Source organism: Bacillus cereus group sp. BfR-BA-01383 (assembly GCF_022663495.1).
Taxonomy (GTDB): domain Bacteria; phylum Bacillota; class Bacilli; order Bacillales; family Bacillaceae_G; genus Bacillus_A; species Bacillus_A cereus_AU.
The window spans coordinates 1-16,561 of record NZ_JAKUFP010000053.1 but is presented as its reverse complement, the minus strand read 5'-3'; the positions used below and the strand labels follow the sequence as shown (position 1 = coordinate 16,561).

The following is a 16,561-nucleotide window of genomic DNA, read 5'->3' as shown; positions in this document are numbered from 1 at the left end:
CGTTACCTCACCAACTAGCTAATGCGACGCGGGTCCATCCATAAGTGACAGCCGAAGCCGCCTTTCAATTTCGAACCATGCAGTTCAAAATGTTATCCGGTATTAGCCCCGGTTTCCCGGAGTTATCCCAGTCTTATGGGCAGGTTACCCACGTGTTACTCACCCGTCCGCCGCTAACTTCATAAGAGCAAGCTCTTAATCCATTCGCTCGACTTGCATGTATTAGGCACGCCGCCAGCGTTCATCCTGAGCCAGGATCAAACTCTCCAATAAAGTTAGTTTGTCTAGCATCTAAAAATAAAAATTGACGTTTCACGTTGTTTGTTTCGTTCAGTTTTCAAAGAACTACTTGGTCGCTCATTTGCGACTTCCTTATGTTAACATCTTCGTTTTTCGATGTCAACTAAGTTTTTTAATTTCTTTTTTGTCGTTTTCTGCGTTTCCGCATCAGCGACGGTTATTAATATATCATGGCGAAAAATGAAATGCAACACCTTTTATAAACTTTTTTAAAAACCACCCACATTTCTTTTTTAATATCATATACTTAAACGAAATATCTCTTTCATGTATAAGTAATTCCTACATATATTCTATATAAAGTTACTCTTATCCCAAAACGTTTCTTTCTATATAAATGTTTTATCCCTATATCATACAAGGAGGAATATATATGGACTACGCCGATTTATTACTCAAACTAGGTCTCTCAGCTATTTTAGGATTCGCCATCGGTTTAGAACGTGAATTAAAACGGAAACCACTCGGTTTAAAAACCTGTTTAGTTATTTCTATAATTAGTTGCCTCCTGACAATTGTTTCTATTAAAGCAGCTTACAACTTACCTCATACCGATCATATGAATATGGATCCACTTCGACTCGCCGCTCAAATTGTATCAGGAATCGGCTTTTTAGGTGCCGGCGTTATTTTACGAAGAGGAAATGATAGTATTGCGGGACTAACAACTGCCGCTATGATTTGGGGTGCTTCTGGTATTGGTATTGCCGTTGGAGCTGGTTTCTATATCGAGGCTACTTTCGGAATGTGTTTCCTTATGATAAGTGTAGAACTTATACCATTAACGATGAAATTTATAGGCCCTAGATCATTTCGTCAACGTGATATCGCAGTGAAACTTGTTGTGCGCGAGATGGACAATATCCCAATTGTAATTGAAGAGATAAAAGAAATGGATATAAAAGTTAAGAATATGAAGCTCAAAACATTAGAAAATGGCGCCCACTATTTACACCTTAAATTATCTATCGATCAAAAACGGCATACTGCTGATGTTTATTATGCTCTTCAGCATCTTGAAAGTGTCCAACAAACTGAAGTAGAAAGTATGTAATATGAAACAAACTCTCTTTTTAATTAGAGAGTTTTTCTTTTTTCTATAATGGTAACAATGAATGTAGCCCTGCAAAGTAAGGAGGAATAGGAAATTGAGATCCCGTCCAAATTTAGTAGATACATTTCGTGATTCCATTATTTTTCGTTTAATTTGTTTTATTATTGTACTTACTGCTTTTTCTGGCTTTCTTATACATAGGTTAGAGCCCTCACACTTCACCACGTGGTTTGACGGAATTTGGTGGTCAATCGTTACTATTTTCACAGTTGGATACGGTGATTTTGCCCCACATACAACAATAGGCAAGCTGATTGGTATAGGCATTATTTTATTAGGAACTGGATTTTGTTCTTATTATATGGTTCTATTCGCTACCGACATGATTAATAAACAATATATGAAAATAAAAGGAGAAGAAGCTGCAACAGCTAACGGTCATATGATTATCGTGGGCTGGAATGAGCGTGCAAAACATGTTGTAAAACAAATGCACATATTACAACCAAACCTTGATATCGTTTTAATTGATAAAACACTTTCTTTACTCCCAAAGCCATTTCATCATTTAGAGTTTATAAAAGGTTGTCCACATCACGACCAAACTTTATTAAAAGCTAATATCACAACCGCTCACACCATACTAATAACAGCTGATAAAGAAAAGAACGAAAGCTTAGCGGATACAGAGTCCATTTTAAATATTTTAACTGCAAAAGGACTGAATCCAAACATTCACTGCATCGCCGAGCTTCTTACTTCGGAGCAAATCCAAAATGCCATGAGAGCTGGCGCGTCAGAAATTATAGAAGGAAATAAATTAACGAGCTATGTATTTACCGCATCTCTTTTATTCCCTTCCATTTCAGGTGTACTCTTCTCACTTTACGATGAAATCTCTGATAACAAATTACAACTGATGGAGCTTTCTCAATCCTGCACCGGACAAACTTTTGCAAATTGTAGCTATACTCTTTTAAAGCAAAACATTCTCTTACTAGGCATAAAACGTGATGAACAATATATGATTAATCCCGTTCGTTCCTTCATTCTTATCGAAAGCGACATACTCATTGTTATTCGCCATTAAAAAAATGACGCTCTAGTTCCTGCATGAGCACTTTCCCAATTTCGATATACTTTCTTTTCACATCTCCATCTTCATCTTTCGGCTCAGCAAATTGATCAAAGCCACTCGTTCCAGCTGTTAATGCATTCACATTATCATCTAGTTCGTCTTGATACACGTGCGAAAGAATATACGGCGTTTCAAGACGGACTATTACACCAGGTACATCTAATTCTCCATCCACTGCTGTAAATGGTACTCGTAAAAATTGATACCCATCTTCTGCATCAATTTTATAATCAAAGCACCCTTTATCGTAATCCCAATTGCCACCGATACTATACCCAAGTGGTTTCATAACTTCTTCTAACTTATATAACGCATATGTACGTCCCTCTAACTTTGATTGAATCGGAATCAAGCCCATCCCTCCTAGACTTTTCCTTTAGCATACCCATTCCAGTTTTAATATACCGATGTACTTTTCGGTAAAATAATAAAAAGCGACCGGATTTCCGGTCGCTTTTTATTATTTTAAACGCTCTTCTAATTCTGCTTTTAATTCTTCAAATCCTGGTTTACCAAGTAAAGCAAACATGTTTTTCTTGTATGCTTCTACTCCTGGTTGGTCAAATGGATTTACGCCTAGTAAGTAGCCGCTCATCGCACATGCTTTTTCGAAGAAGTATACAAGGTAACCGAATGTGTATTCATTTAATTCAGGGATGTTTACGATTAAGTTTGGTACTCCGCCATCGCTATGTGCAAGTAATGTACCTTCGTATGCTTTTGTGTTTACGAAGTCTACAGTTTCACCAGCAAGGTAGTTTAATCCATCTAAATCGTTGTCATCTAATTCGATTTTTAGTTCGTGTGTAGATTTACCTACTTTAAGAACTGTTTCGAATAAGTCACGACGACCTTCTTGAATATATTGACCTAATGAGTGTAAATCAGTTGAGAAGTTTGCTGAAGATGGGAAAATACCTTTTTGATCTTTTCCTTCACTCTCACCAAATAACTGTTTCCACCACTCAGAGAAGTATTGAAGTGCAGGCTCATAGTTCACAAGCATTTCAATTGTTTTCCCTTTATTGTATAGAGCATTACGAACTACTGCGTATTGGTAAGCTGGGTTTTCTTCCAGTTCTGACGTCGCGAAGTCATCATGACCAGCAGCAGCACCTTTCATCATCTCTTCAATGTTTAAGCCACTTACTGCAATTGGTAATAGACCAACTGGCGTTAATACAGAGAAACGACCTCCAACATCATCTGGAATAACGAATGTTTCGTAACCTTCATTATCAGCTAATGTTTTTAATGCACCACGTGCTTTATCTGTAGTTGCATAAATACGTTTGCGAGCTTCTTCTTGTCCATATTTCTCTTCTAATAACTTACGGAAAATACGGAATGCAATTGCAGGCTCTGTTGTTGTACCTGATTTGGAAATAACGTTAATAGAGAAGTCTTTACCTTCTAATACATCCATTAAATCTTTCATGTAAGTGGAGCTAATGTTTTGTCCAACAAATAGCACTTGTGGAGTTTTACGTTGTTCTTTAGAAAGTGTGTTGTAGAAAGAATGGTTTAACATTTCGATTGCTGCACGTGCTCCTAAGTAGGAACCACCGATACCTACAACAAGTAAAATGTCAGAGTCATTTTTAATTTTCTCTGCGCATTTTTGAATGCGTGCAAATTCTTCTTTGTCATATTGAAGCGGAAGCTCTACCCACCCAAGGAAATCGTTCCCAACCCCTGTTTTTTCGTGGATTGCGTGGTGTGATACTTTCACTGCATCACGTAAGTAAGTTATTTCATGTTCACCGATGAAGGATAACGCTTTAGAATAGTCGAACGTTACATGTGTACTCATCTTTTTCCCTCCAATTATGTATATGTATTTCTGTATTCACTTTAGCGCAAACTGAAGTTGTAAATCAAGCGATTCAACAATTGTAAACGTAACCATTATATATTTTTTAGAAAAAGTTCATTTTTCGCATAAAAATTCGCATTTTTCGGTACAGATGTATATACATCTTTTTTGTACATTTTTTATGTATAAAAACAACGTAAATACATCATTCTATAAAAGAGTTAATTAACTCATCTCTTGCTCATGCTTCACAACTAAGGGGGGCTTTTTCATGAGTACATTGCAACGTATCGCATTAGTCTTTACTGTTATTGGCGCTGTGAACTGGGGACTAATCGGATTCTTCCAGTTTGACTTAGTAGCAGCCATTTTCGGTGGACAAAACTCAGCTCTCGCACGTATTATTTACGGCATCGTTGGTATTTCTGGGCTTATCAATCTCGGTTTACTCTTTAAGCCATCCGAAAACCTTGGTACTCACCCAGAAACTAACGAAATTCGCTAGTCAGTATGTCTTTATTTCACCCCCGACATACAAATATGATTGCATGCAATCATATTTGCAAATATATATCATAATATAAAGTAAAAGAGGAACGCTCATATGCGCTCCTCTTTTACTTTGTTAACTCCGACTCTTCAATCCATTCTGCCAACTTTTCTCGCAGCGTATTAAATCCGTTTTCTGATGGATTCGGTATAAGGATCCGTCCTTGTTTTCTTTTTGCCGCCTTTAACGATAAACTCATTTTTCTGTGTTCTTCATCAATTGAAAGTACTTTTACTTCTACTGTATCGCCGACTTTTAAAAAGTCGTGAATATCCTTTACATATCCATTTGTAATTTCAGATATATGCACAAGTCCTTGTGTTTCTGCATCTAACGCTACAAATGCACCGTAATCTTGAATTCCAGTCACTTTCCCTGTTACAACCACTCCTGTTGTATATTGTTCTGACATATGAAACACTCCCATACGTTTACCATTTTCTCTACAATTGTAAATAGCAAAGCAGATGTATTTATTGTTAAATATCCGATTGGTTAGTACGTACCCTAAGTGAGGCTATTCGGGATACGCATACCTTATATTAGTAAATTATACCACTATGACAGAACTCATTCAAAATTCATGAAAAAATTTCCTTAGATAAGTATAATTCTCCAATATTGGGATAGAATACTAACACATGGCTTTCTAGTATTCCCCCCCTTTTATGGACAAAACGTATTGTGTTTTGTCCTTTTTTTATTCTCTATGAAGCGTTCCATTCTCTTCATTGCTTCCATAAGTTGTTCAAGCGATGTCGCATACGAACAACGAATAAATCCTTCACCACTTTCGCCAAATACACTTCCAGGAACAACAGCCACTTTTTCTTCTAGCAACAACTGCTCTGCAAATTCCGCTGAAGATAGTCCAGTTGAAGCGACAGAAGGAAAGACATAAAATGCTCCTCCTGGCACATGACATGTTAAGCCCATTTCATTGAAAGATGTCGTCATAAAATTACGACGCTTCTTATAGCTATCTCTCATCCGAACTACTTCATCGTTCCCCCCGCATAACGCTTCAAGTGCTGCGAACTGGGACATCGTTGGTGCACACATCATGGAATATTGATGGATTTTGAGCATCAATTCTGAAAATTGAACAGGAGCTGCAATCATACCGAGGCGCCATCCTGTCATCGCAAATCCTTTTGAAAATCCTGAAATTAAAATCGTATGTTCACGCATATTTTGAATGCTCGCGAAACTCGTATACACTTCGTCATATACAAGCTCTGCATAAATTTCATCCGATAATACGATTAAATTGTACTTCTCCACAATTACTGCTAGTTCTTCCAGTTCGGATTTATTTAACATTGCACCTGTTGGGTTATTTGGTGAACAAAGTAAAATTGCCTTTGTTTTCGCTGTAATAGCTGCTTCAATTTGTTCTGGTTGCACTTTAAACTCGTTTTCTAAAGTAGTCGCCAGAGGAACTGGCACTCCTCCAGCTAATGTCACAAGCGGCGCATATGAAACGAAGCTTGGTTCAACGATGAGTACTTCATCATCAGGATTTATAATGGCGCGCATCGCTACATCTAACGCCTGGCTCGCTCCAACTGTAACAATGATTTCTTCATTCGGATCATAAGATACTGCAAATTGTTTTTTTAGATACTTTGCTATTTCTTGACGGAGCTCCAATAATCCTGCATTTGCTGTATATGACGTATATCCTTGTTCTAAAGAACGAATACATGCTTGCCTTACATTCCAAGGTGTAACAAAGTCGGGCTCTCCTACTCCAAGAGAAATAACCCCTTTCATATTTGTTGCTAAATCGAAAAACTTTCGAATCCCTGATGGTTGTAAAGATTCTGCTGTTCTAGATAGTTCAAATTGCTTCATGGTGTCACCACAATTCTCTTATCATCATCGTCTTTTTCGTAAACAATTCCTTCATGTTTATACTTCTTCAAAATAAAATGTGTTGTCGTAGAAACGACAGATTCAATTGTTGCTAATTTCTCAGAAACAAACATCGCTACTTCTCCCATCGTCTTCCCTTCTAGTGTGATAGAAAGATCATATGTCCCTGACATTAAATACACGGATTTCACTTCTGAATAGCGATAAATTTGTTCAGCAACTGCATCAAATCCAACGCCGCGCTTTGGCGTAACTTTCACATCAATCATCGCCGTTAAACCAGTATGCTCTTTCACCTTTGTCCAATCGATATGCGTTACATAATCCACGATAATCTTTTCACTTTCTAATTTCGCAACCATTTTCTTTACTTCTTCTACTTCTATATTTAACAGCTTCGCTAATGTATCTACAGATAAACGACTATTCTTTTCAAGACAAGCTAATACTTCTAATTCTTTTTCTGTCACCATACAACTCATCCTTCCTTTTCGTTTCTGTCTAAATTATACAAATACTTTTTCCAGTTTGAAAAGAAGATTTTTTTAGAGAATTATGTCAAAATAAAGTGAAACTTTAATCAGCGGAATGGTTCACCCCGCTGATTATTAGCCCACACCAATCGGGCCTTTACGGGCAGTTAACGCGGGATAAAAGTGAAAGGGGATGGAACCATGAAACCAAAAGTATATATTGCCGAACCAGTTCCAACATTTGTAGAAAACTATTTATCAGAACACTGTGATTACGAAAAATGGGAGCAAAATGAGAAAGTACCTCGTGATGTTCTATTGGAGAAAATACAAGATAAAGACGGGTTGTTAAATTTCGGATCTGCTATTAATGAAAAATTGTTAGTTGCAGCTCCTAACTTAAAAGTCGTGAGCAATATTTCTGTTGGTTACGACAATTTTGATTTACAAGCGATGGAAAAGCGAAATGTCATCGGAACGAATACACCATACGTACTAGATGATACAGTAGCTGACCTCGTTTTCGCTCTTATGTTATCTGCTGGGCGTCGTGTTTGCGAACTCGATTCCTATGTAAAAAATGGTGAATGGAATGCTGAAATCGGAAAAGAACACTTCGGACTAGATGTACACCATAGTACAATCGGTATTATCGGAATGGGACGAATTGGAGAAGCCGTTGCAAAACGAGCAAAATTCGGATTTGATATGAACGTTCTTTACTATAACCGCCGCCGTAAAGAAGAGGCTGAACAGAAATTTGATGCTACATATTGCGATTTACAGACATTACTCAAGCAATCTGACTTTATCGTTCTTCTTACTCCATTAACAGATGAAACATATCATCTTATCGGAGAAAAAGAATTTTCATTAATGAAAGAGACCGCAATCTTTATTAATGCTTCTCGCGGGAAAACAGTAGATGAAGCAGCGTTAATCCATGCGTTAACAGAAAAGAAAATCTTTGCAGCAGGCATTGATACTTTTACACAAGAGCCGGTTCAAAAAGATAATCCACTCTTATCATTACAAAATGTTGTAACTTTACCACACATCGGATCTGCAACATTAAAAACTCGACAACAGATGGCCATGACAGCAGCTGAAAATTTAGTTGCAGGATTACAAGGAAAAACACCGCCTAATATTGTTCGCGGATAAAAATAAAGGACCGTTCCAAAAATATTTTGGGACGGTCCTCTATTTTTATCTATAGATTTGTCATGTTTTGTCGTTAAGTCGATATTCCTTGTCGAAACGTCGATATATTTCAAGTTGTGTTCGATATATTTGATTTTGCGTCGATATAATGTGAATTGTGTTCGATATATTCCATTTACTATCGCTCTCTTAATTAAAAGGTTAACTTTTGGACAATGCCTTTTTTTGTTAACATATTTTTTTGTTGCTTGGAGATGATATGAACAAAAATCAATGGAGTGACAAAAAATGAATCATGAATATACTTGCCCTTATTTCACTTTTTCCACTCGCGGCACTACTATTCATTACGAATTGTATGAACATAACAACAAAATGGAACGCCCTACTTTCGTACTCGTTCACGGCTTTTTATCTTCCTCATTCAGTTACCGCCGTCTCATTCCTTTACTATCGAAAGCAGGCACAGTACTAGCTCTTGATTTACCACCGTTCGGAAAAAGTGATAAGTCTCATCTCTTTAAGTATTCTTATCACAATTTAGCAACGATTATTATCGATTTAATTGAACATTTATCTCTCTCAAATATTGTGTTAATCGGCCATTCTATGGGTGGACAAATTTCTCTCTATGTAAACCGTATACGTCCTGAACTAATCTCAAAGACGATTTTACTATGCAGCTCTAGCTATTTAGCACGCGCAGCCCTACCTTTACTGTATTCTTCTTATTTACCGTTCTTTCATTTATACGTAAAGAACTGGATTATAAGGCGCGGTATTGTTCACAATTTAATGAATGTCGTTCATGATCACTCATTAATTGACGATGAAATGAAGGAAGGTTATTCCGCCCCTTTTTATGACAACCGTATATTCCCCGCTTTAACTCGCATGATACGAGACCGTGAAGGTGATCTCTCGTCAACTGAGTTACAAAAAATCACAACCCCCACATTACTCATTTGGGGTGAAAAAGATCGCGTTGTCCCTGTACATGTAGGTCATCGTCTACACAAAGATTTACCGAATTCGAAATTTATTTCTTACGAAAATACAGGGCATTTACTACCTGAAGAAAAACCTGAACATGTTTATGAAGAAATCATTGCCTTTTCCGCGCAATAATATAAAAGGCTGTCGGAAACTCCGACAGCCTATAATGAACAACTTCCGCCTTCTTTTATTACAAGTAACTCCACAGCTAACTTCTCACATTTTTCAAGCGCAGGTACTTCTTCAAAAGACATAAAGTATATATGTTGAATCTTTTTTGCGATGTATTTTGAATCGTCAAACACACTTACAACGTTCACAACATCGCTTGCTTCTGTTTCATAAAACTCCGGCCCCATTTGAAACGGATCCCAATTCTTCACAACCTCTATCATCTTTTCATATGTACCCATTCGCTTCCCGCCTTTTCACTTTTTAATACTTTTCTTTATCCTATCACATCAGCTATTCTATAAGAAGAGACAGAATTTTCATAACTTAATGGTTTTACAGAAGAAAGGGGCAAACATATGCAACTATTTCATAAAACAGTAAATCGGCGCGGAACACATAGCACAAAATGGGATACTTATAAAAACGAAGAACTTCTTCATGCTTGGATTGCTGATATGGATTTTGAAGTACCAAAACCCATTCAAACTGCTTTAAAGAAACGTATCGAACATCCTATTTTCGGCTATACACTTCCACCTGAACATATTGGGGATATTATTTGTAATTGGGCAAAGAAACAATACAACTGGGATATTCAAAAAGAATGGATTGTCTTTAGTGCAGGGATCGTTCCAGCTCTTAGTACGAGCATACAAGCTTTCACAAAGAAAAACGAACCCGTTCTTGTACAACCACCTATTTATCCGCCATTTTTCGAAATGGTTACAACAAACAACAGACAATTATGCGTGAGCCCATTATATAAACAAGATGGCGCATATATGATAGACTTCGATCATTTAGAAAAACAATTTCAACAAGGGACCAAACTAATGCTTCTTTGTAGTCCTCACAATCCTATCGGACGCGTTTGGACGGAAGACGAGCTAACGAAACTCGGAGCGTTATGTACAAAATATAATGTAATTGTTATCTCAGATGAAATTCATGCCGATATTATTTACGGAGAGCGTACGCATACACCATTTGCTTCTTTATCTGAAGAATTAGCAGCACGCACCGTTACTTGTATGGCTCCAAGCAAAACATTTAATATAGCTGGATTACAAGCATCTATCATTATTATTCCGAATGAAAAACTGCGTAATACCTTTACTTCTATTCAATATAGACAAGGGTTCCATGGGTTAAATATATTTGCTTATACCGCGATGCAAAGCGCCTATACAGAATGTAATGATTGGCTAAGTGAAATCCGTTTATATGTAGAAGAGAATGCTCGTTTTGCATGTGAATACATTAAAACGCACATACCTACTCTTTCTGTTACAAAGCCAGAAGGTAGCTTTTTATTATGGATTGATTGCTCTCGCCTAAACCTCTCTCAACATGAGCGCACTACATTACTTGAGGAAAAAGGAAAACTAATCGTTGAACCTGGTGAGAAGTACGGATTAGGCGGAGAAGAACATATTCGAATTAACATCGGTTGCCCAAGATCTGTTTTAGAAGAAATTTTAAACAGACTGCGCCATACATTTTCATAATAGTAAAAGAGGTTATCCTATTTTTTAGGACAACCTCCTTGTATTTATAGTTGCCACTATCGGCGTTTAACAAAAAGCTACCAGCACGGTAGCTTCTACTTTTTCTTCATATCCGATGCTTTTTTCACAATCACACCACAAGCAATTCGATCACCTGATTTTCCTGTTGGCTGTGTCATGCCATCATCAGGATTTTCTGTAATAATAATAGACGCACCGTCTTTTCTATGGATCGTCGTTTTTCCTTCTTTAAGCGTTATGCGCGGTGCATCGATTTCTGCTTTAATCTTTCCAGTACCGTCTGCAATTACGTTCGGTAAATCACCATTTTCTGCACCCTTCGGATTGAGTAGCCCATGCTTTTTATTATCTGGATTAAAATGATTCCCGGATGATTCGAAACGAGGTGCTTTACATTCTCCAATTTCATGTACATGTATGCCATGCGGACCTGGTGCAAAGCCTTCCCCTTTAATCGTAATTTTCACTCCACTTGTTTGCTCCACTACTTTCGCAGTTGCCACTTCATCTCCTGAAGCATTATGTAATTTTACGTCAATTTCTTTCGGCTTTCCTTGGTCACAACCCGCCATCAGAAATAATAAACAACAACTGAAAAAAAGCCGTCTTTTCATTCTATTCCCTCCAAAATACTTTCTGCCCTTAGATTGTCCGAGCATAGAGGGAAACATACAAAAATGAATTACTGTTTCTTTTCAGCTAAAAGCTTTTCTTCTACTTTCTGCAATCGCTCTGCTTCTCGTTTCGATACACGAATAAACATACGCCACGTGGCAACCGCACCGACGATAAATAGAACGCAAACAATCCCTGGAATAATATATTCTGTTTTATCTTCAGGAAAATATAAAGGCATCATATAGAACACTCCTCATTAGGGGATTTATAAAACATCAGAATTTTCTGTTATATCATATAAAATTATAGTGGAACTGATTCATATTCTCAAGGATATTCCGAAAGTGAATCATTTCTTTGACTCCTTCTCATTCTTTCCTTACTATAAACTTGAGGTGAAAAATATGAGAGAAACATTTGAAATTGGTGAAATCGTTACTGGTATTTATAAAACAGGAAAATACATCGGGGAAATTACAAATAGCCGTCCTGGCAGTTATGTCGTAAAAGTACTAGCTGTTGTAAAACATCCGGTGCAAGGTGACCTACATAACGTAAAACAAGCTGACGTACCTTTTTTCCACGAAAGACGCGCTTTAGCTTTTCGTGAACAAACGAACATTCCAGAGCAAATGGTGAAAAAGTATGACGGGGAGTTCCCAGATTATACAGAATCACTCAAATTAGCACTAGAAACTCAAATGAATTCATTTTCTGAAGATGATTCACCTTTTGCGCAGCGTAGTTTAGAAACGCTTCTGCAGTTAAAAAAAGATTATAAGCTGTAAAAAAACAAAACGACCAAATTACATGTTGTGCAATTTGGTCGTTACTGTGTACTTACTTTCTTTAACACTTTTGAAAAATCAACGAGTTCTCCTAATGTTGGAGGTGCTGGTTTCACTAAATACTCTTTATCTTTTTCTACTAATTTAAAAATATTATACGTCGTCATCGCATCATCAAGCGCACAATGATGTTTCCCTGTCCCTGCTTTTCCATACGCCTCAATTGCTTTCCATAACCCTGTTTGATTTCTTTCTCCAAAAAACTTCTTATACTCAAGCGATAAATCACGACACTGTCCGAAGAACGGAAAGGCTACTCCCGCCATTTCGCAATTCTGTTTCAGCACTTTCATATCCATATTTCCCCACGTTACAATTGTCAGTTTACATTCCTTTTCATATTCTGCAAGCTTCTCAACAAGCTCAAGAAAAGAAATTCCTTTATCCACTACTTCTTGCTTAATACCTAAAAATTTTTTACATCGATCTGTTAAAGAAGGAAATGTTTTCGGCCTGACATGTGACGAATACGTATCTTCTATTTTACAACCAACAACTGAAACAAGTCCTACCTCAATAATCTCTGGGAAAAATCCTTTTGGTTTCTTTCTATGCTGGGGCATCGTAAACTCAAAATCTAAAAACAAAAATCGTTGTTCATCCATACGATCCCTTCCTTATCATTTTGTCATTCCTTTCTATTTGACACTCCTACACGAACAAGCTCGAATGCTGATTCCATTTTAAATATTCAGATTGGATGTATCTTATATATATGTCAAATACCCACAAATATTTTTAAAAATAAGAAAAAATGACCTATGCAGAAAATATGACAAAATACCCCCTCTCATTTACATCTTCCATTTTTCTACTTTATAATGACGTTATGTGTGTTTCTTTGAGAACATTTTTGAAACACTAAGAAAAGTAAACGAAAGGAGATGAGAGTTTTGCACGAAACAACGCAAGAGCTCGCAAACTGGCAGTATTATTTTGCTATCGCAGTCTTTTTAATTACATATGCCATTATTATTTCTGAAAAAATTAATCGCGCTGTCATCGCACTTCTTGGTGCAGCACTTATGGTAATTGTAGGGGTCGTTGATTTACACAACGCCTTTACGAAACATATTGAATGGGGAACAATTACATTACTCATCGGTATGATGATTTTGGTGAACATTACGAGTAAATCAGGTGTTTTCCAATACGTTGCCATTAAAGCAGCAAAAGGAGCACAAGGAAATCCAATTAAAATTTTAATTTCACTTTCCTTACTTACTGCACTTGGCTCCGCATTTTTAGATAACGTTACAACTGTACTTCTTGTTGTCCCAGTTACTTTATCTATTACGCGCATCTTGCAAGTAAATCCTGTTCCATATTTACTTTCTGAAATTATTTTTTCAAACATCGGAGGAACAGCAACTTTAATTGGTGATCCACCTAACATTATGATCGGTTCTGCGAATAAGCATTTAGATTTCAATGCTTTCTTACTGAACTTAGCACCAATCGTAATTATTATCATTGCAGTAACAGCGGCAATGCTTTACTTCATGTACCGTAAGCAATTAATTGCTGATCCTGTACAAATTAAAAAGTTAATGAGCTTAGATGAAAAACAATACATTAAAGATCCAGTATTAATGAAAAAATCTTTAACAGTACTTGGACTTACGATTTTAGGTTTCATGACTCATTCCATCTTCCATATTGATGCAGCTATCATCGCCTTAACTGGTGCTACTGTCCTTATGTTAATCGGTGTGAAAGAACATGAAATTGAAGAAGTATTCGCTAGCGTAGAATGGGTAACAATCTTCTTCTTCGCGGGACTATTCGTACTCGTTGGAGGACTTATCGATATCGGTCTTATCAAAACGTTAGCTCAAAAAGTAATTGGCATAACAGGCGGAGATATTTCTCAAGCATCTATCCTGATTCTATGGGTATCTGGTATCGCCTCTGCAACAATCGATAACATTCCATTCGTTGCAACAATGATCCCACTTATTAACGATATGGCAGTTGGGCTAGGTTTATCACCTTCTGACGCACAAATCGACGTACTATGGTGGGCATTAGCATTAGGTGCTTGCTTAGGTGGAAACGGAACATTAATCGGGGCTTCTGCTAACGTAATCGTTGCAGGTATCGCAAGTCGTGAGGGACATAAATTTAGCTACATGGAATTCCTTAAAGTCGGCTTCCCAATTATGATTGTTTCATTAATCATTTCTCATATTTATATTTATTTACGCTACCTTATGTAGTAGAAAAGGGCTGTCAAATAGGACAGCCCTTTTTTTGGTAAATGAAGTTATATTAACGATTTTTCAAATTTTACCGACAAGATGCGACAATAGTTGCAAGAAGCTGTTCCAAAACATCTCCGAAACAGCTTCCCCTATATTTACTCGTTATACCTCACCGGCTCATTTCGAATGATGAATAGATGAATCGGCAAGAAAACTGAAAATGTGATTACATGAATAACCGTAAATAATATAGAGTTCGTTCCGTATCTGTCTAAAATAGCGTAGATGAGATAAATAGACAGCACAATCGATACAGCCGTTGCTAGTAAACTTATAATCGGTACGAAATTAAAAATGAAACATGCGACATATATGCCGAATACTTTCCATCCTGCTTCTCCTTTCAAGAAATCCGGTAATTTATCCTTCGCTAAGTCCCCCCACGTCTTACTATTCAAAAAAGGAATAAACGCAAGAACACCATCAGTTGCACCATCATTTTTCGCCATCGTATAAAGTGCAAAAGCCGTTAACAAATACGAAATAATTGCCCAAATACATATAACAAGAATAAACGCAAAACTAAGAGCAAAGAAACCTGCTAGTACGCTTTGATCTTCCATCTTATCCTCTCCTCTCTACTCTCAACATATTTCATTACATTGCAAGTTATGTTTTAAAATTCACCCAAACTCTTTGTATAATAATATGAGAAATATAATAAGAGAGGAGAACACCCTTATGCATCCATTTGTAAAAGCATTACAAGAGCATTTCACAGCTCATCAAAATCCTGAAAAAGCAGAGCCTATGGCACGTTATATGAAAAATCACTTTCCATTTCTCGGCATTCAAACACCTGAAAGACGACAATTATTAAAAGACGTCATTCAAATACATACTCTCCCAGATCAAAAAGACTTTCAAATTATTGTGCGTGAACTTTGGGACTTACCAGAACGAGAATTTCAAGCTGCTGCACTCGATATCATGCAAAAATATAAAAAGCATATAAACGAAACTCATATCCCATTTTTAGAAGAACTTATTGTCACGAAATCTTGGTGGGATTCTGTTGATAGCATCGTCCCTACATTTTTAGGTGGTATCTTTTTAAAACATCCAGAATTAATTTCTGCCTATATTCCAAAATGGATTGCATCAGACAACATATGGTTACAACGCGCTGCAATTTTATTCCAGCTAAAATACAAACAAAAAATGGACGAAGAACTTCTTTTCTGGATTATTGGACAACTCCATACCTCAAAAGAATTTTTTATTCAAAAAGCAATCGGCTGGGTTCTTCGTGAATATGCAAAAACAAAGGCAGATGTCGTATGGGAATACGTGCAGAACAACGAACTCGCTCCGTTAAGCAAACGTGAAGCAATTAAGCACATTAAAGAAAATTACGGAATAAATAACGAAAAAATAGGCGAGACTCTATCATAGATAGACGCGTTCCTCTATTGTGATTTAAAAAAGAACGTGTTAGAATATGTTCATTATTATTAATATAAGTAGCGATGACGGACTTATAAGTACTTGCACAAAAGCGATTCAGGGATAGTGAAAGCCTGAAGCCGCAAGGAAACGGCAGTCTCGAGCAATACGTGATGAAAGTGGATGCGTGAAATGTGCATCAACTAGGGTGGAACCGCGGGTATATACAAGCTCGTCCCTAGGCAGAATTGCCTAGAGACGAGCTTTTTTGTATTTAATTTAAAAGCGGATGCGGCTCGTTCAGAATCGCAGGGCATTGGAGCTCTCGACCTTGAAGCGCTTTTTGCTTCGAGCGAGAGAGCGAAATGACCGG

At 37.1% G+C, this 16,561-nt stretch carries 19 protein-coding genes and 1 rRNA gene; 9 read left to right on the top strand and 11 right to left on the bottom strand.

What is annotated here, in order from left to right:
• Window positions 1-273 (bottom strand): 16S ribosomal RNA (locus MR065_RS25505); the annotation flags it as partial.
• A gap of 400 nt (window positions 274-673) precedes the next feature.
• Between MR065_RS25505 and MR065_RS25500 the strand changes: the two genes are divergently transcribed.
• A complete protein-coding gene (locus tag MR065_RS25500) occupies window positions 674-1,354 on the top strand; it encodes an MgtC/SapB family protein (protein ID WP_098268424.1) in 681 nt (226 codons plus the stop codon).
• Between the two features lie 94 nt (window positions 1,355-1,448).
• On the top strand, window positions 1,449-2,444 hold the full coding sequence (locus tag MR065_RS25495) for an ion channel (RefSeq protein ID WP_242215516.1): 996 nt from the start codon (window positions 1,449-1,451) through the stop codon (window positions 2,442-2,444).
• Here MR065_RS25495 and MR065_RS25490 read toward each other — a convergent pair.
• On the bottom strand, window positions 2,431-2,844 hold the full coding sequence (locus MR065_RS25490) for a YugN-like family protein (protein WP_141557884.1): 414 nt from the start codon (window positions 2,842-2,844) through the stop codon (window positions 2,431-2,433). The genes MR065_RS25495 and MR065_RS25490 overlap by 14 nt on opposite strands.
• 108 nt (window positions 2,845-2,952) lie before the next feature.
• Window positions 2,953-4,305 (bottom strand): glucose-6-phosphate isomerase, encoded by a 1,353-nt coding sequence (locus tag MR065_RS25485; RefSeq protein WP_097904318.1) that lies wholly within the window; start codon window positions 4,303-4,305, stop codon window positions 2,953-2,955.
• A 274-nt stretch (window positions 4,306-4,579) separates the two neighbouring features.
• On the opposite strand from MR065_RS25485, the gene MR065_RS25480 reads away from it, so the two are divergent.
• The gene (locus tag MR065_RS25480) at window positions 4,580-4,813 is read left to right on the top strand and encodes a DUF378 domain-containing protein (RefSeq protein ID WP_000105788.1); all 234 of its coding nucleotides are present in this window, start codon (window positions 4,580-4,582) and stop codon (window positions 4,811-4,813) included.
• A gap of 112 nt (window positions 4,814-4,925) precedes the next feature.
• On the opposite strand, the gene yugI is transcribed toward MR065_RS25480, so the two are convergent.
• From yugI to MR065_RS25465, 3 genes are all read right to left on the bottom strand, one after another.
• Window positions 4,926-5,270 carry a S1 domain-containing post-transcriptional regulator GSP13 gene (gene yugI / locus MR065_RS25475; RefSeq protein WP_000003764.1) on the bottom strand — a complete coding sequence of 115 codons (345 nt, stop codon included), beginning with the start codon at window positions 5,268-5,270 and terminating at the stop codon, window positions 4,926-4,928.
• A gap of 254 nt (window positions 5,271-5,524) precedes the next feature.
• Window positions 5,525-6,715 (bottom strand): aminotransferase, encoded by a 1,191-nt coding sequence (locus MR065_RS25470; RefSeq protein WP_242215515.1) that lies wholly within the window; start codon window positions 6,713-6,715, stop codon window positions 5,525-5,527.
• The gene (locus MR065_RS25465) at window positions 6,712-7,209 is read right to left on the bottom strand and encodes an Lrp/AsnC family transcriptional regulator (RefSeq protein ID WP_242215514.1); all 498 of its coding nucleotides are present in this window, start codon (window positions 7,207-7,209) and stop codon (window positions 6,712-6,714) included. Before MR065_RS25465 ends, MR065_RS25470 begins: the two co-directional genes overlap by 4 nt.
• 201 nt (window positions 7,210-7,410) lie before the next feature.
• Between MR065_RS25465 and MR065_RS25460 the strand changes: the two genes are divergently transcribed.
• Entirely contained in the window at window positions 7,411-8,373 is a 963-nt protein-coding gene (locus tag MR065_RS25460) for a 2-hydroxyacid dehydrogenase (protein ID WP_242215513.1), read from the top strand.
• 288 nt (window positions 8,374-8,661) lie between these two features.
• A complete protein-coding gene (locus MR065_RS25455; protein ID WP_242215511.1) occupies window positions 8,662-9,501 on the top strand; it encodes an alpha/beta fold hydrolase in 840 nt (279 codons plus the stop codon).
• A 29-nt stretch (window positions 9,502-9,530) separates the two neighbouring features.
• Here MR065_RS25455 and MR065_RS25450 read toward each other — a convergent pair whose 3' ends face one another.
• On the bottom strand, window positions 9,531-9,782 hold the full coding sequence (locus MR065_RS25450) for a YugE family protein (protein WP_000537644.1): 252 nt from the start codon (window positions 9,780-9,782) through the stop codon (window positions 9,531-9,533).
• 117 nt (window positions 9,783-9,899) lie between these two features.
• Between MR065_RS25450 and MR065_RS25445 the strand changes: the two genes are divergently transcribed.
• Window positions 9,900-11,051, top strand: a complete 1,152-nt coding sequence (locus MR065_RS25445) for a MalY/PatB family protein (RefSeq protein WP_242215510.1) — start codon at window positions 9,900-9,902, stop codon at window positions 11,049-11,051.
• Window positions 11,052-11,146: 95 nt separating this feature from the next.
• Here MR065_RS25445 and MR065_RS25440 read toward each other — a convergent pair whose 3' ends face one another.
• Window positions 11,147-11,686, bottom strand: a complete 540-nt coding sequence (locus MR065_RS25440) for a superoxide dismutase family protein (RefSeq protein ID WP_242215508.1) — start codon at window positions 11,684-11,686, stop codon at window positions 11,147-11,149.
• 68 nt (window positions 11,687-11,754) lie between these two features.
• Window positions 11,755-11,931 carry a hypothetical protein gene (locus MR065_RS25435; protein ID WP_000982769.1) on the bottom strand — a complete coding sequence of 59 codons (177 nt, stop codon included), beginning with the start codon at window positions 11,929-11,931 and terminating at the stop codon, window positions 11,755-11,757.
• Window positions 11,932-12,094: 163 nt separating this feature from the next.
• On the opposite strand from MR065_RS25435, the gene kapB reads away from it, so the two are divergent.
• Entirely contained in the window at window positions 12,095-12,478 is a 384-nt protein-coding gene (gene kapB, locus MR065_RS25430; protein ID WP_242215507.1) for a kinase-associated lipoprotein KapB, read from the top strand.
• 41 nt (window positions 12,479-12,519) lie between these two features.
• Here the strand turns inward: kapB and kapD are convergent, their stop codons facing one another.
• Complete coding sequence (kapD, locus tag MR065_RS25425) at window positions 12,520-13,143, bottom strand: 3'-5' exonuclease KapD (RefSeq protein ID WP_242215505.1); 624 nt, start codon at window positions 13,141-13,143, stop codon at window positions 12,520-12,522.
• A 288-nt stretch (window positions 13,144-13,431) separates the two neighbouring features.
• Between kapD and MR065_RS25420 the strand changes: the two genes are divergently transcribed.
• The gene (locus tag MR065_RS25420) at window positions 13,432-14,757 is read left to right on the top strand and encodes an ArsB/NhaD family transporter (protein WP_242215504.1); all 1,326 of its coding nucleotides are present in this window, start codon (window positions 13,432-13,434) and stop codon (window positions 14,755-14,757) included.
• 140 nt (window positions 14,758-14,897) lie between these two features.
• Here the strand turns inward: MR065_RS25420 and MR065_RS25415 are convergent, their stop codons facing one another.
• Entirely contained in the window at window positions 14,898-15,365 is a 468-nt protein-coding gene (locus MR065_RS25415; protein ID WP_242215502.1) for a hypothetical protein, read from the bottom strand.
• Window positions 15,366-15,483: 118 nt separating this feature from the next.
• Between MR065_RS25415 and MR065_RS25410 the strand changes: the two genes are divergently transcribed.
• Window positions 15,484-16,197 (top strand): DNA alkylation repair protein, encoded by a 714-nt coding sequence (locus tag MR065_RS25410; protein ID WP_242215500.1) that lies wholly within the window; start codon window positions 15,484-15,486, stop codon window positions 16,195-16,197.
• The last annotated feature ends 364 nt before the right edge of the window (window positions 16,198-16,561 follow it).